This window comes from Mycobacterium sp. 012931, assembly GCF_000419295.1.
GTDB classification, from domain to species: Bacteria; Actinomycetota; Actinomycetes; order Mycobacteriales; family Mycobacteriaceae; genus Mycobacterium; species Mycobacterium marinum.
The window spans coordinates 1,194,838-1,214,731 of record NZ_AOPX01000001.1; the positions used below are offsets into that span (position 1 = coordinate 1,194,838).

Genomic DNA, 19,894 nt, shown 5'->3' on the forward strand with positions numbered 1-19,894 from the left:
CAGCCACGGTATTCATTAGCCAAATTGGCTGCGATCGGCTATTTGTATAGCGAAGGAATATGTGGGCCGCGGTATTCGATTGACAAGTCGTATCAAATGCTCGCTGACGCGCTATTTCTCCCGCCGGCTGGGTTGGTGTCAGGCGGCTCGAGCAGTGGTTATGACCGCTGGTCACCGCCCTTTGTGGGAAGTGCGGTGAAACATTGCTGGCCGCCGTGTCGACAAGGCGGTAAGTCGCCTTTGTCAACCTTTTTGACAATCGGGTATCAGCAAATTTCCAGGGGGGCGTTCAGGTAACTCCAAGTTGTACGGAAGCCCGTGTTCGATCGCCCGGCGGGGAGCGGGGGTCTTCGTCTGCAAATCTATTCACCGTGAGGTTTTGTGTGATTTCACCGCGCCGCCGGGATTTATCGGAGGAGAAAACCTAATTCCCTCAACCGTGAAACCCGAAGGCGGACACCGGTGAGCCAGTGGGTCCTACGGAATCGGTCTTCGATATCGTCTTTCGATAATGTTGTTGGTCGAGACTGCCGGGTCTGGCGGCCGGCTTCATGATCGGCTGGTCAGATCGAGAGCCCGCACACGTTGGGAGGTGCCGTAGTGGGCGAGGGCCCGGTGTTCGAGTTGGTCGATGTGGTCGTCCAGCGCGACCGGGTTCGCGCGCTGGATGGGTTCACCGCCGCGGTTCCGGCGCAGGGTGTGACGGCGGTGTTCGGGCCATCGGGATCGGGCAAGTCGACAATGTTGCGCCTGTGTAATCGACTGGAGGTGCCAACGAGCGGGCGAGTGTTCTTCTGGGGCAACGATATTGCTGAGTGTGACCCGCTGTGGCTGCGGCGCCGAGTGGGCATGTGCTTCCAGCGTCCGACGCCGTTTGCGGGCACCGTGGCCGATAACCTCCGGGTCGCTCGGCCGGACGCCTCCGAAGCTCAGATGGCCGAAACCCTGGCCCGGGTTGCGCTGAGGGGATCGTGGCTGGATCGCGATGCCACCGCGCTATCGGGCGGAGAGGCGCAGCGGATGTGCCTGGCCCGGACCTTGCTGGCGCAACCGCAAGTCTTGTTGCTCGACGAACCAACCTCGGCGGTCGACGCCGACGCGGCCGCGGTGATCGAGGGCGCGGTCCGGGAACTGGCGGACGACGGGATTCCGGCGCTGTGGGTCACCCACGATGCGGCTCAGGCCGAGCGCGCCGCCGACCGCATTCTGCATATCACCCGGGGGTGCTGCACCGGCCTCGATTCGGTTGTGGACAGGCCCGCAGACGGGCAGGTGAGCTAGTGAACGGTCAGATCGGGTGGATAGGGCTGGCGACTTCGCTGGCCCTGGTCGCGTTCGCGGCGGCTATTTCGCTTTGGCAGCGATTGGGCTTGGAGCGGCAGGTGGTCTGGGCGGCGGCCCGCGCGCTGGTGCAGCTGCTGCTGGTGGGGGGTGCGTTGACCCTGCTGTTCGAGCCGGGGCGCTCGCTGTGGTGGTCCTGGGCGTGGATCGCCGGGATGATCGGCTACGCCGGGGATGTGGCACGCCGGAGGGCGCCGGAGGTGCCGCGGCTGGCGCTGCTGGCGGTCGCCGCATTTTCTGCTGCGGCGGTGCTCACCCTGAGAGTGATTTTCGGGCTAGGGGTGTTTCCCCTGCAGGCACGCACCGTGGTGCCGATCGCCGGAATGATGATCGGCAACTCGATGACCGCGATGGTGCTGGTGGCTCGCCGCCTCGTCGACGAACTGCGCGACAAGCGCGACGAGGTGGAGGCGAGACTAGCGTTGGGGCAGCCCTCCCGTCAGGCCGCCGCCCCCTACCTGCGGACCTCGTTGCGGTCAGTGATATCGCCGCAGATCGAGACCACCAAGGCCACCGGGTTGGTGTTCCTGCCCGGCGCCATGACCGGGCTCATCCTGGCCGGTGTATCACCGCTGCAGGCCGTGCTGGTGCAGGCGGAGGTGATGTTTTTGATCCTCGGCTCGGTTGCGGCCACCACCGTGGTCGTCGGGCTCGGTCTGGTCCGCCTGGTGTTCACCCGCGATCATCGGCTGCGACCGTTGCGGCAGCCAACCGGGGTCCACGGGGGCCCCAGTCGCGCCCGACCGTCCGGCCGGCGGGCAACCCAGCGATGACCCGCTTACACAATGGACGTAATCTGTAAAGATCCACGCAAGCCCAGGACAAGTTAGGCGGGCGCAATGACACTCTCCGAGCAGGCCGACACCAGCGCGGAGGGTGTCGCCCCCGCCGAACTGGTGGCCTACGAAACCCTTGATGAGGGCCGTATCGCCCGGATCTGGCTCAACCGGCCCGAGGCGCACAACGCGCAGAACCGCACCCTGTTGGTGCAGCTGGACGAGGCGTTTGGTCGAGCCGAGGCGGACGACACCGTGCGAGTGGTGATTCTTGCCGCGCGTGGCAAGAACTTCTCCGCCGGACACGATCTCGGGTCCGAGGCGGCGCTGCTGGAACGCAAACCCGGGCCGGCGCAGCATCCGACCTTCCGATCGCACGGTGGGACCCGCGACGCGGTAATGGAGAAGCTCTACCTGCAGGAGTGGCACTTCTACTTCCAAAACACCTGCCGCTGGCGCGATCTGCGCAAGATCACCATTGCCCAGGTACAGGGCAATGCGATCTCGGCGGCGCTGATGCTGATCTGGGCCTGCGATCTGATCGTCGCCGCGGACAATGCCAAGTTCAGCGACGTGGTGGCGGTGCGTCTGGGGATGCCCGGGGTCGAATACTATGCCCATCCTTGGGAATTCGGGCCGCGCAAAGCCAAAGAGCTGTTGTTGACCGGTGATTCGCTAGACGCTGAGGAGGCGTACCGGCTAGGCATGGTGTCCAAGGTTTTCCCTGCCGATGAGCTGGCGGACAAGACCCTGCAGTTCGCCCGTCGTATCGCCGAACGTCCTACCATGGCGGCGTTGTTGGTCAAGGACTCGGTCAACGCGGCTTCCGACGCGATGGGGTTCACCGAGGCGCTACGGCACGCGTTTCACGTGCACGAGCTGGGGCACGCACACTGGGCGGCCCACAATGAGAACCGGTACCCGATTGGTCTGCCGCCCGACGTCGAGGACTGGCGTACGGCCGGGCCGACCCAGGTGGCCCGACGCGATACGCCCTGAACCCGGCCGTGACGCGGTTGTCAAGAACCGGTACCAAACCACAAAGTATGTTCAGGCGCCCCCGGGGCGTTCCCGTTGCGGACTGGTTGAATCCGGTTTTTCGGAACCAAATTCCAAGATTCTGCGCCATTGCTGTCACTTGACAGAAAGCATCCCTTAAGTGGCCTAACTTGGTGTCTAATTACACGCGCGCTTAATACGTCGCGGTTGAACCTGCACGCGCGGGTAGAGCAGGGCTCCGGCGTTCCCTGGCGGGTAGAGCGGGACAGTCGCTTGGCCGCCTTCCGGCACTACGGCGCTCGCATGGAATTGCCGTTCTTTCGGACCGTGGAGTCCGCCCCCGGGCCGACCACCGTCGTCGAAGGACAGCCCCGGGTGATGTTCGCCTCGAACAATTCCCTGGGCCTAGGTGGCGACCCTCGCTTGGTTGAGGCGGCGAATCGGGCGACCGAGCGCTACGGGCCCTCGTGTGCGGGGGCGCCTCCGTTCTGCGGCACGCTGCAGATCAAGGTCGAGCTCGAAGAGTTACTGGCCGACTGGTACGGAACCGAGGCGGCGCTGGTCTACAACAGCGGATGCCTGACCAACGTGGGCGCGCTCACCGCCCTGTTGGGCGTCACCGATCTGGCGTTTCCCGATAGCGAAGCGCACGCATCGATCCAGGACGGCATCCGGCTGTCCGGGGCCAGCTCGCGGTTCTTTGCGCACAATGACCTCGATGCGCTGGAACGCAATCTGATCCGCACCGCTGACCGCGGCGGCACCAAACTCATCGTCGTCGACGGGCTTTACTCGATGCAGGGCGACATCGCGCCGATGGCCCGCATTGCGGCGCTGGCCAGCAAATATAACGTGGGCCTGTTCGTAGACGAGGCGCACAGCGTCGGCGTCTTCGGGTCGCGGCGCACCGGAATCGCCGAAGAATTCGGATGTGCCAAGGATGTCGACGTGTTGATGGGCGGCATGTCGAAAGCGATCGCCTCCACCGGCGGTTACATCGTTGGATCCCAAGACCTGATTGATGTGCTCAAGTTGCACTCCAATGCCCATATCTTCACCGCAACGGCCGCGCCGGCCGCGTTGGCCGCAAGCGCTGCGGCGATCGAAATCATTCGCGGCCCGGAGGGGGCACAGCGCGCCGCCGCAGTCCTGGCCAACGCCCAAGCCCTGCGCGACGGTCTGGTCGCACAGGGCTTGCAGGTGCGAGGAGGGATAGTCCGGGCCGACGGTTCGGGCGCGATGGCACCGCATGTGTCGGTTTGGATCGGGCGGGAAAGCCAAGCGATCGCCGCGTGGAACCGAGCCTTCGACGATGGTGTCTTCTGCGCGCTGGCGCTTCCGCCCGCGGTCGGTGAGAACGAGGCATTGATGCGGTGCAGCGTGTCGGCGGGTCACTCGACGGCCCAGATCGAGCGAGCGGTCGAAGTCATTGCCGCCGCCGTGCTTGGCGCACGAGACAAATGATCGCTGAGTGTCAAATTGCTGGCTGATGTTAACAATTTGGTATCAAGAAATTCAATCGACAATGCTCGTTCGCGCGCAATCTTCGGAAATCGCGATAACCGCTCAGGTGCTAGTCCGTCAAGATGGGAAGCGGCAGGAATATGAGTAGGTTTACCGACGCCATCGCAACGACCGCTAGCAATTCCCCGCGGGGTTTGCACTTCGGCGCCGCGGGTGGATTGCGGTTTGCCAGCTGGCGCGACATTCATCAAACGGCGGTGCGGGTTGCGGGCCGGTTGTCGGCGGAGGGAGTCACCCGCGGCAGCAGGGTGACCGTGCTGGCCGCCAGGCCCGAGGATGTCGCTCCCGTCGTACAAGGCATCTGGCGGCTGGGCGCGGCGATGACGATGCTGCAGCAACCGACCTCGCAGGCCGATCTGGCCGGGTGGCACGCCGGTACGTTGCGCGCGCTGGCGTTGCTGGACACCCGCTGGGTGGTCATCGGGGAGCCTTTCCTTGCTGCGGCCGAGACCTTGCGTGCGGCGGGATACCGCGTCATCGAGATAGGTGAGAGCTGGCCCGAACTTGCGGCCACCGAGGAGCCGACCGGCGAGGACGACGTCGCGCTCTACCAACTCACATCGGGATCGACAGGAGATCCCAAGGCCGTCGCGATCACCCATGGCAACCTGTTCGCCGACGTCGCAGCCATGACGGCGGAGGTGCATTTGGACCCCGAGGTCGACATCACCGCGAGTTGGCTTCCGCTGTCACATGACATGGGGCTGATCGCCTACCCGATCTCTCCGATGTTCGCCGGCAACGGCGCGGTCTACATCACGCCGACGGAGTTTGTGGTGTCCCCGCTCAAGTGGATGCAGATCCTGACCGAGCGGCGGGCCACCATCACCGCGGCGCCCAACTTCGCGTACTCGATCATCAGCCGCCGACTCAGCGCGATCGAGGACGGCACCTACGACCTGGGTGCCCTACGCTGCGTCGTCACGGGTGCGGAGCCCATCGATCCCGCGACCATGGCGGAGTTCGCGCGGCAAGCCGGGCGCTTTGGACTGCGCCACACGGCGCTCGGCGCCGCCTACGGTCTGGCCGAAGCGACCGTCGCGGTGTCGTTTTCGCCTGTCGACAATCCGCTCACGACCGAGTCGGTGCGCGTCGAGGAACTGGAAAACCGGGGTCTGGCGCTACCGGCGTGCTCCTGCGGGGGGGCGAAACAGTTCGTGACGCTGGGGCCCCCGATGTCCGGGGTCGAGGTGCGGATCGTCGCCGCCGACGGCAGCAACCTGCCGCCGCGCCGCATGGGCGAGATCGCGATCGCCGGCGACGCCGTGGCCCGTCACTACCTCACGACGGACGGAGAGGTCGCCGCCGTGGACCCGGACGGCTGGCTTTTCACCGGCGACCTCGGGTATCTCACCGAGGGCGGCGAAATCGTCGTGTGCGGGCGCCGCAAGAACGTCATCATCGTCGCCGGCCGCAATATCTTTCCCGCCGACATCGAGCGGCTGGCCGCGTCGGTCCACGGCATCAGGCGCGGAGGTGTTGTCGCGTTCGGGGTCACCCTGGCCGACCGGCGCGAGGAGATCAGGATCGTCGCCGAGACCGTTGCGGACCCGTCCATCGAGGACGGCCGGGAATTGCGCCGCCAGATCGCCCAGAATGTGCGCGGCGCAACGGGCTTGAGCCCGACGGTGCTGCTGGTCGGCAAGGGTAACGTCCCCAAGACCGCGTCGGGCAAGATCCGTCACGTCATGGCACGAGAACTCTTCGGAGAGGTCAGTCCAGCATGAATCCACTCGATCAAGCGATTCTGTCCGTTATCGCGTCGCTGGCGCCCGACCACATGGCACCGGTAACCGTCGATTCGTATCTGGTTGATGACTTGGGCTATGACTCGCCACGCAAGATGGAACTCGTCGCGGCCTTGGAGAACCGCCTGCAGATGCGGCTCAAAGATCCCGAAATCCCGCTCGAGACGGTGGGCGAAGTGATCGGGTGGGTCAGCCGGCACGTGGGCGAGACGGCGTAGTCGGTCCGCGCGCCGGGGGGAGCCGCAGCGGCGATCATGGCGCATGGTTCTATGACTAGAACCTGTTTCAGTTTTGGCGTGAGGGGTCCAGATGCAGCTTTCGTTCCAAGACCGGACCTACCTGGTCACCGGCGGCGGTAGCGGAATCGGAAAGGGAGTGGCCGCCGGGCTGGTCGCGGCCGGAGCCTCGGTCATGATCGTCGGCTGTAACCCCGACAAGCTCGCCGGCGCGGTACAGGAACTCGAAGCGTTAGGTGCCAACGGCGGCGCCATCCGGTACGAACCCACCGACATCACCAACGAGGACGAGACCGCCCGCGCGGTGGATGCGGTTACCGCCTGGCACGGCCGGCTGCATGGAGTGGTGCACTGTGAGGGCGGATCGGAGACCATCGGACCGATCACCCAGGTCGACTCCGAAGCTTGGCGCCGTACGGTCGACCTCAACGTCAACGGCACCATGTACGTCCTCAAACACGCCGCAAGAGAGATGGTGCGAGGCGGCGGCGGATCGTTTGTCGGCATCTCCTCGATTGCGGCCAGCAATACCCATCGCTGGTTCGGTGCCTACGGTGTCACCAAGTCCGCGGTCGATCACCTGATGCAGTTGGCCGCCGACGAGCTCGGCGCGTCGTGGGTGCGGGTAAACAGCATCCGCCCCGGCCTGATCCGCACCGACCTCGTCGCAGCGATCACCGAGTCCGCGGAGTTGAGCTCCGACTACGCGATGTGCACGCCGCTGCCCCGCCAGGGTGAGGTCGAGGACGTCGCCAACATGGCGATGTTTCTGCTCAGCGATGCCGCCAGCTTCGTCACCGGACAGGTCATCAATGTCGACGGCGGCCAGATGCTGCGGCGCGGCCCGGACTTCTCGGCGATGCTGGAACCGGTGTTCGGCCGTGACGCACTGCGCGGATTGGTCTGACCCATGACTCGACTGGTTGGACAGCGAATCCTGGTGACCGGCGCCGGCTCCGGCATCGGCCAGGCCACGGTGTTGCGGCTACTGGACGAGGGGGCCACGGTGGTTGGCGCCGATATCGATGCGGATGGCCTATCCAGAACCCAGGCGCGCACAGCCGAGGCCGGGACCGGCGCCAGACTCACCACGTGCCAGATCGACGTCGCCGACGAGAAGTCGGTGGTCGACGGCGTTGGCGCGGCGGTCCAGGCGCTCGGCGGTCTGGATGCGCTGGTCAACGCCGCCGGGATGTTGCGTGCCGCGCACACGCATCAAACCAGCATCCAACAGTGGAACCAGATCATCGCGGTCAACCTGACCGGCACCTTTCTGGTGGTCCGGGAAGCACTGCCGGCGCTGCTCGACAATCAGCGCAGCACCGTGGTGAACTTCAGCTCCACCTCGGCCGCGTTTGCCCATCCGTACATGGCCGCCTACGCGGCCAGCAAAGGCGGAGTCCAGGCGTTCACCCATTCCTTGGCCCTCGAGTACGCCCGAGACGGCCTACGAGCGGTGTGCGTGGCGCCCGGGAGCATCAAGTCCGGCATCACCGACGCCACCGGCGGGTACATCCCGGCGGACGCGAATTGGTCGCTGTTCACCCGGCTGATGCCGATTCTGCCGACCACCGAGACCTCCAGTGGCGCCGGAATGGCCGATCCCTCCGTCGTGGCGGGCGTGATCGCGATGCTGGTATCCGAGGATGGCGCCTTCATCACCGGCACCGAGATCCGCATCGATGGCGGAACTCACGCCTGACTCGGGCTAGTTGACGCAGGGAACTCCGCCGCCGTCGATCGGCTGTCCGTGGTCTGGCGCCGGATAGCTGGAGCTGTCGTCGCCCCCGTTGTAGTACGCGTTGGGCTTGGGGTAGGTGGTTGTGTCGTCGTCGGAATCGTCGGGCGCCGGCATCGAGAAGTTGGTGTCCACCGTTACCTGGATATGTCCGGGTTCGATGCTGGCATCCGGTTGCTTCGGGGCGTCGATACCCAACAGGGTGCCCAGGTTCATCGCGTCGGCCTGCGCACCGGGGCCGTACTTGATCGTGGTGGCCGCCGGGTCTCCGGACTTGCGGTCGCGGACCTGATCGGTGGTATAGCCGCGCTTGCGCAGTGCGTTGGACACCTGGCTGGCCAACCCGCTGATGCTGCCCGCGTTGACCACGTCAACGACGGTGGACGGGCTGGGTTTGGCCGGCGTCGTGGTCGCCGTGGCGGCGGTTGATGTGCTGCCGATGGCCGCTGCTACCTCGGCCTTGATCGCCGCGGGATCGACGATGTTGACGTCCTGGCCGTCGATGTTGTCGTACCGCACCACCGGCAGCGTCCGGAACTCGATGTCGGCTCCGGCCAGCTCACCCATGCGGCGAATCAGGTCCTCATCCCAGCCCCCGGACAACACGAGGTCTTTGCGTGCCACCGCCATCAGGCTGTCCAGCCGGTCCAGGTTGGTGAAGGTGCCCGAATCCTGCAGATCGCGCATGACCGACGACAGGAAAGCCTGCTGGCGGTGGGTGCGATCCAGGTCCCCGTTGTCCAGACCGTGGCGCTGGCGCACAAAGGCCAGCGCCTGGGCGGCATCCAAGCGCTGGCGGCCGGCGGGGAAGTCGGCTCCCGAGTAGGAGTCGTCAACGGCATGGTTCAGGCAGACTTCCACGCCGCCCAGGGCTTGGGCGAGGTCATAGAAGCCCGCCAAATTGACCTCGGCGAAGTAGTCGATGGGAACACCGGTCAGAGCGCGCACCGCACGCAAAGTTGCGGCCCGGCCGGCTTCGCGGCCGCGGGTCTCGAGTTCGCGCTGGCTGGTCACGCCCTGATCGATCAGCTCCTGCGCGACGTACTGCTTGGTGAGCCCGTAAGCCTCTTTGATCTTGATGTGGTTGTAGCCGGGAACGCCGGTGAACGGCACCCAGTCGTCACGCGGGATCGAGAAGGCGACAACTTTTCCATCGGCGCTGACATGCACCAGGATCAGCGTGTTGGTGTTGTAACCACCTTGATCCGAATCACCCGCGTGCAGGTGCTTCAGGATCGACCACGGCAGGTCGTTGCCTTCTTGGTCCTTACGTGAGTCCAGCCCGATCAGCAGGATGTTCATGTTGTTGCCGGTGGATCGCGGATCCTCGGCAGTCAGGGCCTGGGAGATGGTGATGCCGGTCAGCGCGCCGTGAGCCACCCAATATCCGGCCCCGGTCATTCCCAGCGCGACCACCGACACCAGGGTCATCAGGGTGCGCGACACCCGCCGGCGGATCGGTGACGGTTTTCGAACAGCGCGATGCCGGGCTTTGGTACGTCCCATTACGAGCCTTAGTCCGCTACCGGCCCACCGACCGACGCTTGGCCAGCGATTTGCGGGGACGTCGCTCGATGCATGCCGTCCAGTATGCGGCAGATTGCTGTGTGGACCCTACTCCAGAAGCTCTGATGTGGGCAGATTCACCCCCGGCGTGGCGCTGATTTCACGGCCGCGACATTTCCCCTACCTGCATGTTCTGGCTACAATTCGCCAAACTCGGAAGTACTGTACAGGTGTCTGGAGGGTATTGGGGGGACCCCGGGAAATATGGCTTCTGGCGAGATCGACCCCAACTGGCCGCCACCGGTCTATCAGCCGTCCGACAACATCGACACCACGCCACCGTCGTCGCAACCTGGAGTGCGGGGCGGATCCGGCCGGGTGATCTGGCTGGTCGTCGCACTGGTCGCCGCCGTGTGCGTCGGCGTGGTGGCGATCATCGCGTACTCGGCCAGGCGCCAGCCGGCCGCCAGTCCGCCGGCCACCACAGCGGCCACCGCACCGGCCACGACGTCGGCCACGACGCCGGTCGCGACATCGCCCACCAGCGCGCCGCCCGGGTCATGCGGCCCGGATGAGGCGGCGGCGGTGGCGGCGGCGCTGGCCACGCTGCCCCCGGATAAAAAGACCGGTAGGCCGTGGAACCCCACCCCGGAATTCAGCGACTACGACCCCTGCGCGGAGCTATCCGCGGTGGTGGTGACGGTGGTCGATGCGACTCGCAGCTCGCCAGACGAGGCGCTGATGTTTCATCGCGGGCAGTTCGTCGGGACGGCGACACCCGAGGCATACCCGTTCACCCAGTTGGAAGCTCCGGCATCCACCGACGATCTGGTGGTCCTCACGTATCGGTCCAGGCAGAGCTGTGACGCTTGCGAGGATGGCGTGCTGACCGTCGTCGGGTTTCAGTGGCAGGGTGACCACGTGCAGATGCTTGATCCGCCGCCAGACCCATGGGATTCGCCACCGTGATCTGGCCGGCCGACGCGGTTTGAGCTGACCAGTTCCTGACGTTTGAATCGATTGAATGGAGCGTGCGGGTGCCGACTTCACCGCCGGCGGGATGGTATGCCGATCCCGGCGGTTCCGGGGGACGACGATATTGGGACGGTGAGCGCTGGACTGAGCACTGTCGGGCAGACGCTGGGATAGCGCGCTCGCCGCTGGCGGCCGTTGTCGACGGTGTGCGCCGGGGATGGTCGGCGATGCCGCTGGCGCTGCGGTTGCTGTTGCCCATCGCCTTCGTGCTGATCTCGGCGGGAATCGGCGTTGCGTTTTGGCTGCAATCGCCGCCCGACAACTGGGCGCGACTGCCCAATCATCTCGAATGCCGCATACAGGAGGGGCCACAGCCGCCGGACCAGATCATCGTGGCCGCGGTGCAGGTCGAACATCCCAGCGCGGGCGTACTCGAGCTGGTGATTCGGTTCGCCGAACCGTTGCCGCAGTCACCCAGCGGTAGTCATGCATCCGGGTTCGTGGGCTATGTGCTGACATTCAGCGTTGCCAACAACGGCCGCAAGTTCGTCGAGCTGGGTCCCGAAGAGGACACCGACGACCTCGCCATCACCGCCACCCTGACGTCCAACGGGAATGACGTGACCATGCGGCCGGATCGAGACACCAATGCCCGCAGAACCGCGCCCGACACCATTGAAATCAACCTCGACCTCAAGCGACTGGGAATCGAAAACCAACTAGTGGTTCCCACGCTGACCGTCGACTCACAATTCAACACACCGTCGACCACCACGGTGGAGTTCGCGTCGCAAGTTTGTACCTAGTGAATCCGTTGTGGTCGGCAAGCATTCGTGACCGACGTCGAGCCTCGAGCGAGGGCTATTGGACCCCCACGATTTCTTCTCCCGACGTGTAGTAGAAGGGGATATTCGAGCCCGTTGCGCGTTCAATGAGAAAAATGATGAATGGTTCGACTTCGTAGTAACGGTGAACACAGCCACATGCGTCTACTGCGGTAGCGCACCTGCGGCCCGGTGCGCCGCACCGTTGCTTGATAGGCATGGCGAACGCGGCAACCAAAAGCACGACGGCAATGCAGACCGCAACCGGGACTCTGTTCAATGCGAACCTTTCGCCGGAGCATCACTGCAGGCAGTGTATTCGGCTCGCGCTCAACCCTCACGCACCACGGTCGTGGCGGCAATTTGCCCTACGCAGTCCGGCCGGCCGGCGGTTTGGCCGCCCGTACCGGCCGCCGCCGCACGGGCGCGCAAGTTGCGGCGCCGCGCGGCGCCGAAGCGAACTCGGCACTAGGTTTCTCAGCTATGGCCGTTACAAATTCGCCCGGTACGCCGTCGCCGCATACTCGCGTCGAGGTGCTGGGCAACATCGGGCCCAACTGGTTTGCCTCGGTCATGGGTACCGGAATCGTGGCCGTCGCCGGCGCGACCCTGCCCGTCCACGTGGTGGGGCTGCGGGCCTTCACCCAAGTCGTCTGGGTGATCGCCGCGGCGCTGCTTCTCGCGCTGATCGTCCTGGTCGGCGGCCACTGGCTACGACACCCCACCGTCGCGCGCAGTCACGCCCGCAATCCGCAGATGGCGCACTTTTACGGAGCTGCCCCCATGGCGCTCATGACGGTCGGTGCCGGCGCAGTGCTGGCGGGCGGGCCCCTCATCGGCGAGCGACTCGCCGTCGACCTGGATTGGGTGTTTTGGACCGCGGGCACCATCGGCGGCCTGTTCACCGCGGTGAGCATTCCGTTCCTGATGTTCACCCAGCACCGTGTCGAGCCCGATGCGGCATTCGGTGGGTGGCTCATGCCGGTGGTCCCGCCGATGGTGTCGGCCGCGACCGGCGCATTGCTGCTACCGCATATGCCGGCCGGATCCGGCCGCGAAACCATGCTCTACGGCTGCTACGCGATGTTCGGATTGTCGTTTGTGGCGTCGCTGAACATCATCGCGATGATCTGGAGCCGGCTGGTGTTGTACGGCACCTCGGGCGCCGCGCGAGTACCCACGTTGTGGATCGTGTTGGGACCCCTGGGGCAATCCATCACCGCCGCCGGACTTTTGGGGGCGGCCGCCGCGACCGGCGCGGTGGACCACGAATTGGCGGAGACCATGCAGGCGTTCGCAATCATCTTCGGCGTCCCGGTGTGGGGCTTCGCGATGTTGTGGATAGCGCTGTCCACCGCGCTGACGGTGCGCACGCTGCGCCGGGGCATGCCGTTCGCCCTGACGTGGTGGAGCCTGACCTTTCCGGTCGGCACCTTTGTCACCGGCACGTCGCAGCTGGCTCTCCATACGCATTTGCCGGCATTCCGGGTCGCCGCTGCCGCTGCCTACGCCGGCCGGCTGGCCACCTGGGTGCTGGTGGCTATCCGGACCGTGCGCGGGAGTCTGCGTGGCAACCTGCTCAACCTGCCGCCCAGCTCTGCGCCGGTCAAGGCAAGCAAGGATCCGGTTCCCTGAACGAATTCTGTTGTCGCCGGCCTGAGGGTTGGCGTGAATATCGGGGGGCCGGGCGCGTTGTCATGGTCGGTGCGTCCGGTCGATGCGAAAATTGCTGCCCGTGACAGGAAATTCCGGCTCAGTGCTGGCCAGCCTCGTTCCCCTCGCGCTGGTGATCGCGGTCTCGCCAATAACCATCATTCCGGCGGTATTGGTGCTACATGCGCCGCGCCCCCGGCCGACGGGGCTGGCGTTCCTGGGTGGCTGGGTGCTGGGGCTGATAGCGGTGACGGCGATGTTTGTCGCCGGGTCGGAACTGTTCGGTGGTCTGCGTAGGTCCCCACCCGCCTGGGCATCCTGGGCTCGGATCGTCGTCGGGTCGTTGCTCATCTTGTTCGGCATCTACCGCTGGTTGAACCGGCACGGGGAGGTCGAATCACCACGGTGGATGCGGTCGTTCGCCACCATCACGCCACGGCGCGCCGGGATAACCGCGGCCGTGTTGGTGCTGGTGCGCCCCGAGGTGGTGATCATCTGCCTGGCGGCTGGACTGGCGATCTGCACCGGTGGGCTCGGTGTCGCGATGAGATGGGTCTGCGGTGCGATTTTCGTCGCCATCTCGGCATCGACGGTGGCCGGTCCGATCCTGGCCTTCGTGGGTGCGGGTGACCGTCTGGAGGATTCGCTGGATCGGCTCAAGGAATGGATGGAAAAGAACCACGCGGGGATGCTCGCGGCCGTCTTGATCCTGATCGGTGTGATGGTGCTCTACAACGGAATTCACGCGCTGTAGGGGATCCGCCCTGGTCACGCGGGTGGGTGTGTGGCTTGCTCGGGGAGCCTCGAGAGCTCGCATTCGGACTCGGACTCGACGTTAGAGCGTCTTAGTATCAGCTGGTGGCGACTGCACCCGAGCGGTTCTCGGTTCAGGGGCCCGATGGCGTTCGCATCGTGGCAGATCGCTGCGGTGACCCGCGAGGACGTGCCGTGGTGTTCTTGCACGGCGGCGGACAGACTCGGCGCTCGTGGGGCCGAGTGGCCGCCGTCGTGGCCGAGCGGGGTTGGCAATCGGTCACCGTGGACTTGCGTGGGCATGGTGAATCCGACTGGTCACCGCACGGGGACTATCGCGTTGTCAGCTTCGCCGCGGATATTCAAGAGGTGCTGCGGGGCCTGCCCCCGCAACCGGTTCTGGTGGGCGCGTCGTTGGGCGGGTTCACGTCGATGCTGCTGGCCGGGGAACTTTCGCCGGGCATTGCCAGTGCCGTCGTTCTGGTGGACATCGTGCCGAACATGGATCCCTCCGGAGCCAGTCGGATACATGCGTTCATGGTCGAGCGGGTGGAATCGGGGTTCGGCTCGCTGGATGAGGTGGCCGATATGATTGCCGCCTACAACCCCCATCGACCCAGGCCGACCGACTTGGAGGGCCTGACCACCAACCTGCGCCGTCGCGGCGATCGGTGGTATTGGCACTGGGATCCGCGGTTCATCAGCGGCACCGCCGCCTTTCCCCCCATCGAAGTCACCGAGCCTCATCGGCTGTACGCCGCCGTCGACACGATCCTGCGCGGCGGCGTTCCCATGTTGCTCATTCGGGGGGCAAATGAGCGACCTGGTCAGTCAGGAGCGAGCCGAGGAATTTCTTGCCCGCTTCCCGAATGTCGAGTTCACCGATGTCCGCGGCGCCGGGCACATGGTCGCCGGCGACCGCAACGACATCTTCGCAGCGGCCGTGTTGGACTTTCTGAGCCGCCATCTCGACGCTGGGTGATCGATCCCTGGCTACTCGGGAGCGGTTGGCCAACAGGCCCGCGGCAGACCGGAAATGAGGTCAGCCTGCTAGCCCTGGGTCAGCATCTTCTTGATCTCCGCAACGGATGCTTCCAGCTTGCGGATGCGCTCGTTGGAGTCCTCGGCGGTGCCGCGCATGTCGCCGCCGTATGCCCTGAGTACGTCGGCGAGCATCTGCTGGGTTTGGCCAAAAGCCTTGATCGCGTCGACTATTTCCTCGTAGCTGGTCCGCGACGCTTCCAAGGCAGCGATGCGGGCCTTGAGGTCGCGCAGCGTGCTGTCGAGCGCTTCAGATGCTTCAGGTAGGGCCACTCTGAAAATCCTAGGTGTTTTTCCAGCCGAACCGTCTATTTTTTTGTGGCAATGACGACCTTTTGGTCGACCTCGTGCCAGTACGGGTGTGGCACCGAACCCGCGGGCTCGTTGGCTAGTCAGCTGGGAATGCCGGCATTGACCAAAGTCTGTACGCCGCTGGCACAACCACGCAGGAAGTCGGGGGCGTAGACGTCCCGGACCTGCTGCACGGCCGCCAGCTGGTTGGCGCAGACCTTGTGCACCTGGCCGCAGACGATGATCGAGTCGGCCGGGAACCCCATTGCCTGCATCCGGCTGATCGTGAAGCGGCCGTCTTTCACGGCCTTGTCGTAGCCGAGTCGGTAGGACGGGCCCGTCGTTTCACCGGCGTCCGCGTATGCGGGTGCAGAGGCGATCAGCGTCACTCCAGCCGCGATACCGACGACGACTCGCGACAGCCGCCCAGTGGACAGGCACCGCGTTGCCGGCAGTGGGTGGCTGTAGGTCGCTGCGGCGTCCGTCATGAGATTGGCCCCGATCTGTCGTTTCAGGATCCCACTTCCTGTGACGGTCTTCTGTGCCGCAGTGGACCCTCGCGTCGCTACTGTATGACATCTGTTCCAAAAATGGAAGTAAGGATCGAAAACGGGCAAATTGTGCCTGGCGTTGGAATGCGGGCTCAGATTTGCGCCAAAGTTGTCCCATTCCAAAACAAGCCATACATTGGTGGGGTGCCGAGGTTGAATCCCGCAGGTAAGGACCTTGGCCGCGTCCTAGAGTGGCTGTTGAACCGGGACGTTCCAGATAGTGAAATCGGTTCCGCGCTCAACTTGCCCAAGGCGACCTATTCACGGCGTAAGGATGCTGACGATTTCCCCAGCTACGCGGAGTTGATCGCGGTGGGGGAGTACTTCGACGTCTCCTCGCGCGTGCTACAGATTGCGTTCGGCTGGCGCGGGCAGGATGAGTTGATCCTGCTCGACATCGAAGAGATGCGCCAGTACATGGAACAGGCGGGGGCCTCGTTTTTCGGTAATGAACGAATACGTCGCTACATCGAGGAGCGCGAGGGCGCTGACTACCCGTTGGCCGCGGCAATCCTGAAAATGACGGAGCCCCCGGAGTCCGGGGCTAGCTGATTCCCCCGGCCCTCGGGCCGCGCCGGCCCCACGGTGGTGCGCTATGGCTCAACCTGCAACAACTCGATCCGCGGGGCGGGGCGCTTGGGTAGGAACCACGCCGGAATGGCTGTTGTCGCGACCACGATCATTCCGAGCAAGAAGACCCCGGCGTAGGCCAGCGACAAGTCTTTGGTGAGGTGCTCGGCAAACCCCGGGGTTCGAATCCGCGGCGGCAGGTTGGACACATCCAGTGGCAGATGCTGCCGGAGCGCCTGTTCGCGGATCTCATCCGCGCGGTTGGCCGCCGCGATGTCAGCGCTGCCGTTGAATCGGCTGGTGAGTACGACCGACATCAGCGCCGCGCCCACCGACGCCGCGACGTTGTGGTTGACGTTGAATAGCGTTGAGCCGTGCGCGACTTCGCTGGAATTCAGCATGTGCACCGTCGACCAGGACACCGGAACCATCATGGCGGCGGTACCCACCCCGAACGTGCCGAGCCCGATCAGCAGCGCCGGAAGATGCACGTGCTCACGGCTCATGCCATAGATAAAGATGCCCATGCCGACCACGGTCAACGCGGTCCCCATCAACACCACATCGCGCGGGCCCCGCTTCTCCATCAGCCGCCCCACGATCGGCATCACCGCGGCAGCGGCCAGCGTCTGGGGGATGAGCAGCAGCCCGGACTGCAGCGGTGTTTTTCCGAGCACCTGCTGGAAGTACGCCGGAAACAACAGGCAGCTGCCGAAAAAGGTGACGGCGAACATGAATCGGGTGGCGTTGGCCGCCGCGACGGCCCGGTTCTTGAGCAGTCGCAGATCGATCAGCGCGTGGTCGCCACGGTGCAGGGCGTGCAGCGCGAAACCGCCGATCAGGATCAAGCCGACCGTTGTCGGCAGCCAGACTTGCGGGTCGCCGATGGTGCCGCGCGCCGGCAGCGCTGATAGCCCGTAGAGCAGCAGCACCAGCGCCGGGGACAGCAGCGCCATGCCCACGAGGTCCAGCGACTCCGCGGGCAGAGAATCGTCACCGGGCAGCACCAACCCGGCCAGTATCAAGGTCAGGGCTCCGATCGGCAGGTTGATCAAGAAGATCCACTGCCAGCCAAACGCGTCGATCAACCAGCCGCCCAGAATGGGCCCGGCGATCGGGGCCATCAACACCGAGATCATGCTGATCGTCAGTACCCGGCCCAAGCGGGCCGGACCCGCCGCGCGCGCCAGAATGATGAGCTGCAGCGGTATGAGTATTCCGCCGCCAAGGCCCTGCGCCGCGCGGAAGGCCACCAGCAGGGTAATGCTCGATGCCATCGCGCACAGCAACGATCCCAGCGTGAACAGCAGCACCGAACCCATGACCAGGCGTTTGGTGCCGAGCCGATTCGCCGCCCAGCCGGTCAGCGGGATCACCGAGGCCAGCGACAAGGTGTAGCCGGTCGATGTCCACGCGACCACCGCCTGGGTGGACGAGAACTCTTCGATGAACGTTCGCTGAGCCACGTTGACGACCGTGGTATCCAGGGTGACCATCACCGGGAGCATCAGGCACGTCGCCGTGGTCATCAGAAGTTCGGCGTCCAGCCTGACGGGATGGGCGTCGGGGCGACCGTCATCGCCCAGACGCGACTCGCCCGCGGCGTGCGTGCTGTCACCGATCTCTGGCTCGCGCGGCAACCGACCCACCCGGCGGCGCATCGGTTCACTGTATCCGCCGAACTGCCGACCCAACGTCGAAATTATCTGGTCGCCAGTGCGCTGACACCGATGATTTGTGCCGCCCAGGTGGGCTACGGTCGAAATCTGGAAAGGCTGTGTGTCGCCGCCAGACCATCCGACCGGCCCACACATCACGACGGCCCTCGGCAGCTCGCCTTGCCGGAGCGCCAACCAAGCGAGGAGTAATCGGTGAGCAAGACCGCCAAGCGGCTGGGCCCGCAAGACATGTTTTTTCTCTACTCCGAGTCGCCGAGCACCATGATGCACGTCGGTGCCCTGATGCCCTTCACACCACCGGATGACGCGCCCGCGGATTTCTTGCGACAACTCGTCGATGAGAGCAAGGCCAACGAGGTTGTGGAACCGTGGAACCTGAAGCTGAGCCACCCGGACTTGCTCTACAGCCCCACCCAATCGTGGGTTTACGACGAAAACTTTGACCTGGACTACCACGTGCGGCGCTCCGCCCTGGCCAGCCCGGGCGACGAGCGTGAACTCGGAATCCTGGTGTCGCGGTTGCACAGTCACGCGCTGGACCTGAGGCGTCCACCGTGGGAGATGCACTTCATCGAACGCCTCGAAGGCGGTCGGTTCGCGATCTACATCAAGATGCATCACTCGTTGATCGACGGCTACACCGGCCAGAAAATGCTGGCCCGCAGTTTGTCCGCCGACCCACACGACACCACGCACCCGTTGTTCTTCAACATCCCCACCCCCGGCCCGGCGCCCGCCGACACCGAAGAGTCCGCCGGCGGCGGCCTGATCGGTGGGGCGGGCAATGTGCTCAGCGGGTTGGGCGACGTGGTCAAGGGCCTGGGAGGCATGGTCAGCGGGGTGGGTAGCGTGCTCGGTTCGGTGGCCAGCGCGGGACGATCCTCGCTCGACCTCACCAGGGCGCTGGTCAACTCCCAGCTGCGCAGCGACAACGAGTACCGCGACCTGGTCAGCTCGGTGCAGGCTCCGCACTGCATTCTCAACACCCGGATCAGCCGCAACCGCCGGTTCGCCACCCAGCAATACCCGCTGGCGCGGATGAAAGCGATTGGGGCTCAATATGATGCGACGGTCAACGATGTCGCGATGGCGATCATCGGGGGCGGCTTGCGGCGCTTCCTCGACGAACTTGGTGAGCTGCCCGACAAGTCGCTGATCGCCGTGTTACCGGTCAACGTGCGGCCCAAGGACGACGAGGGGGGCGGCAACGCTGTCGCGACCATCCTGGCCACGCTGGGCACCGACATCGCCGATCCCGTGGAGCGGCTGCGAGCGGTCACCGCGTCCACCCGGATGGCAAAGGCTCAGCTGAAGAACATGGACCGCGACGCGATCCTGGCCTACAGCGCGGCCCTGATGGTGCCCTATGGCATCCAGCTGGCCAGCACCCTCACCGGGGTGAAGCCGCCGTTGCCCTACACCTTCAACCTTTGTGTCAGCAACGTTCCCGGGCCGCAGGAAGTGCTCTACCTGCGGGGTAGCCGGATGGAGGCGTCCTATCCGGTCTCCCTGGAGGCACACAGCCAAGCGCTCAATGTCACCTTGCAGAGTTATGCCGGGACACTGAACTTCGGGTTCATCGGTTGCCGCGACACGTTGCCACATTTGCAGCGGCTTGCCGTCTATACCGGGGAAGCGCTCGACGAGCTGGATGAACCCGCGGCGTCGTCCGCGGTGAACTGACGCGCC

General features: G+C 65.0%; 19 protein-coding genes and 1 pseudogene. 15 read left to right on the forward strand and 5 right to left on the reverse strand.

Annotated elements, in window-relative coordinates; genetic code table 11:
* Positions 1-600 precede the first annotated feature (600 nt).
* The 8 genes from MMSP_RS05315 (at position 601) to MMSP_RS05350 (ending at position 8,326) form a co-directional block, all read left to right on the forward strand.
* Complete coding sequence (locus MMSP_RS05315; protein WP_020785768.1) at positions 601-1,281, forward strand: ATP-binding cassette domain-containing protein; 681 nt, start codon at positions 601-603, stop codon at positions 1,279-1,281.
* Positions 1,281-2,114, forward strand: coding sequence for an iron export ABC transporter permease subunit FetB (gene fetB, locus MMSP_RS05320; RefSeq protein ID WP_020785769.1), 834 nt, complete (start codon positions 1,281-1,283; stop codon positions 2,112-2,114). The genes MMSP_RS05315 and fetB overlap by 1 nt, the downstream gene beginning before the upstream one ends.
* Positions 2,115-2,180: 66 nt before the next feature.
* Positions 2,181-3,116, forward strand: coding sequence for an enoyl-CoA hydratase (locus MMSP_RS05325; protein ID WP_012396498.1), 936 nt, complete (start codon positions 2,181-2,183; stop codon positions 3,114-3,116).
* 207 nt (positions 3,117-3,323) lie between these two features.
* A complete protein-coding gene (locus MMSP_RS05330; protein ID WP_235065673.1) occupies positions 3,324-4,580 on the forward strand; it encodes a pyridoxal phosphate-dependent aminotransferase family protein in 1,257 nt (418 codons plus the stop codon).
* A gap of 140 nt (positions 4,581-4,720) precedes the next feature.
* Positions 4,721-6,367 (forward strand): fatty acyl-AMP ligase, encoded by a 1,647-nt coding sequence (locus MMSP_RS05335; RefSeq protein WP_020785771.1) that lies wholly within the window; start codon positions 4,721-4,723, stop codon positions 6,365-6,367.
* On the forward strand, positions 6,364-6,606 hold the full coding sequence (locus MMSP_RS05340) for an acyl carrier protein (RefSeq protein ID WP_015357339.1): 243 nt from the start codon (positions 6,364-6,366) through the stop codon (positions 6,604-6,606). Before MMSP_RS05335 ends, MMSP_RS05340 begins: the two co-directional genes overlap by 4 nt.
* 91 nt (positions 6,607-6,697) lie before the next feature.
* Complete coding sequence (locus MMSP_RS05345; protein WP_020785772.1) at positions 6,698-7,531, forward strand: SDR family oxidoreductase; 834 nt, start codon at positions 6,698-6,700, stop codon at positions 7,529-7,531.
* A 3-nt stretch (positions 7,532-7,534) separates the two neighbouring features.
* Positions 7,535-8,326: an SDR family NAD(P)-dependent oxidoreductase gene (locus MMSP_RS05350; protein ID WP_011741700.1), complete on the forward strand. Its 792-nt coding sequence runs from the start codon at positions 7,535-7,537 to the stop codon at positions 8,324-8,326.
* 6 nt (positions 8,327-8,332) lie between these two features.
* Here the strand turns inward: MMSP_RS05350 and MMSP_RS05355 are convergent, their stop codons facing one another.
* On the reverse strand, positions 8,333-9,868 hold the full coding sequence (locus tag MMSP_RS05355; protein WP_015357337.1) for an LCP family protein: 1,536 nt from the start codon (positions 9,866-9,868) through the stop codon (positions 8,333-8,335).
* Positions 9,869-10,132: 264 nt separating this feature from the next.
* Here MMSP_RS05355 and MMSP_RS05360 point away from each other — a divergent pair, with 264 nt between their 5' ends.
* A complete protein-coding gene (locus MMSP_RS05360) occupies positions 10,133-10,837 on the forward strand; it encodes an LppP/LprE family lipoprotein (RefSeq protein ID WP_036426209.1) in 705 nt (234 codons plus the stop codon).
* 68 nt (positions 10,838-10,905) lie between these two features.
* On the forward strand, positions 10,906-11,649 hold the full coding sequence (locus MMSP_RS05365) for a DUF2510 domain-containing protein (protein WP_020785775.1): 744 nt from the start codon (positions 10,906-10,908) through the stop codon (positions 11,647-11,649).
* Positions 11,650-11,704: 55 nt separating this feature from the next.
* Here MMSP_RS05365 and MMSP_RS28030 read toward each other — a convergent pair whose 3' ends face one another.
* On the reverse strand, positions 11,705-11,947 hold the full coding sequence (locus MMSP_RS28030) for a hypothetical protein (protein WP_020785776.1): 243 nt from the start codon (positions 11,945-11,947) through the stop codon (positions 11,705-11,707).
* Positions 11,948-12,150: 203 nt separating this feature from the next.
* Here MMSP_RS28030 and MMSP_RS05370 point away from each other — a divergent pair, with 203 nt between their 5' ends.
* The 3 genes and pseudogenes from MMSP_RS05370 (at position 12,151) to MMSP_RS05380 (ending at position 15,055) form a co-directional block, all read left to right on the forward strand.
* Entirely contained in the window at positions 12,151-13,302 is a 1,152-nt protein-coding gene (locus MMSP_RS05370) for a TDT family transporter (protein WP_020785777.1), read from the forward strand.
* A gap of 82 nt (positions 13,303-13,384) precedes the next feature.
* A complete protein-coding gene (locus MMSP_RS05375) occupies positions 13,385-14,074 on the forward strand; it encodes a GAP family protein (protein ID WP_036426212.1) in 690 nt (229 codons plus the stop codon).
* A 104-nt stretch (positions 14,075-14,178) separates the two neighbouring features.
* A pseudogene (locus tag MMSP_RS05380) lies at positions 14,179-15,055 on the forward strand (alpha/beta fold hydrolase).
* Between the two features lie 68 nt (positions 15,056-15,123).
* Here MMSP_RS05380 and MMSP_RS05385 read toward each other — a convergent pair.
* Both MMSP_RS05385 and MMSP_RS05390 read right to left on the reverse strand, forming a co-directional pair.
* The gene (locus tag MMSP_RS05385) at positions 15,124-15,387 is read right to left on the reverse strand and encodes a hypothetical protein (protein WP_012396487.1); all 264 of its coding nucleotides are present in this window, start codon (positions 15,385-15,387) and stop codon (positions 15,124-15,126) included.
* A gap of 119 nt (positions 15,388-15,506) precedes the next feature.
* On the reverse strand, positions 15,507-15,893 hold the full coding sequence (locus MMSP_RS05390) for a hypothetical protein (RefSeq protein ID WP_015357332.1): 387 nt from the start codon (positions 15,891-15,893) through the stop codon (positions 15,507-15,509).
* 207 nt (positions 15,894-16,100) lie between these two features.
* Between MMSP_RS05390 and MMSP_RS05395 the strand changes: the two genes are divergently transcribed.
* Positions 16,101-16,508: a hypothetical protein gene (locus MMSP_RS05395; RefSeq protein WP_231389787.1), complete on the forward strand. Its 408-nt coding sequence runs from the start codon at positions 16,101-16,103 to the stop codon at positions 16,506-16,508.
* Between the two features lie 41 nt (positions 16,509-16,549).
* On the opposite strand, the gene MMSP_RS05400 is transcribed toward MMSP_RS05395, so the two are convergent.
* Positions 16,550-18,187, reverse strand: coding sequence for a DHA2 family efflux MFS transporter permease subunit (locus MMSP_RS05400; protein ID WP_020785781.1), 1,638 nt, complete (start codon positions 18,185-18,187; stop codon positions 16,550-16,552).
* A 210-nt stretch (positions 18,188-18,397) separates the two neighbouring features.
* Here MMSP_RS05400 and MMSP_RS05405 point away from each other — a divergent pair, with 210 nt between their 5' ends.
* Positions 18,398-19,888: a wax ester/triacylglycerol synthase family O-acyltransferase gene (locus tag MMSP_RS05405; RefSeq protein ID WP_020785782.1), complete on the forward strand. Its 1,491-nt coding sequence runs from the start codon at positions 18,398-18,400 to the stop codon at positions 19,886-19,888.
* Positions 19,889-19,894 lie beyond the last annotated feature (6 nt).

What these genes read in the sequence shown, in the direction of transcription:
- MMSP_RS05340 (WP_015357339.1), top strand. Translation starts at nt 6,364, where the DNA reads ATGAATCCACTCGATCAAGCGATTCTGTCCGTTATCGCGTCGCTGGCG.
- MMSP_RS05355 (WP_015357337.1), bottom strand. Translation starts at nt 9,868, where the DNA reads ATGGGACGTACCAAAGCCCGGCATCGCGCTGTTCGAAAACCGTCACCG.
- MMSP_RS05345 (WP_020785772.1), top strand. Translation starts at nt 6,698, where the DNA reads ATGCAGCTTTCGTTCCAAGACCGGACCTACCTGGTCACCGGCGGCGGT.
- MMSP_RS05325 (WP_012396498.1), top strand. Translation starts at nt 2,181, where the DNA reads ATGACACTCTCCGAGCAGGCCGACACCAGCGCGGAGGGTGTCGCCCCC.
- MMSP_RS05350 (WP_011741700.1), top strand. Translation starts at nt 7,535, where the DNA reads ATGACTCGACTGGTTGGACAGCGAATCCTGGTGACCGGCGCCGGCTCC.
- MMSP_RS05335 (WP_020785771.1), top strand. Translation starts at nt 4,721, where the DNA reads ATGAGTAGGTTTACCGACGCCATCGCAACGACCGCTAGCAATTCCCCG.
- MMSP_RS05375 (WP_036426212.1), top strand. Translation starts at nt 13,385, where the DNA reads ATGCGAAAATTGCTGCCCGTGACAGGAAATTCCGGCTCAGTGCTGGCC.
- MMSP_RS05400 (WP_020785781.1), bottom strand. Translation starts at nt 18,187, where the DNA reads ATGCGCCGCCGGGTGGGTCGGTTGCCGCGCGAGCCAGAGATCGGTGAC.
- MMSP_RS05360 (WP_036426209.1), top strand. Translation starts at nt 10,133, where the DNA reads ATGGCTTCTGGCGAGATCGACCCCAACTGGCCGCCACCGGTCTATCAG.
- MMSP_RS05390 (WP_015357332.1), bottom strand. Translation starts at nt 15,893, where the DNA reads ATGACGGACGCCGCAGCGACCTACAGCCACCCACTGCCGGCAACGCGG.
- MMSP_RS05370 (WP_020785777.1), top strand. Translation starts at nt 12,151, where the DNA reads ATGGCCGTTACAAATTCGCCCGGTACGCCGTCGCCGCATACTCGCGTC.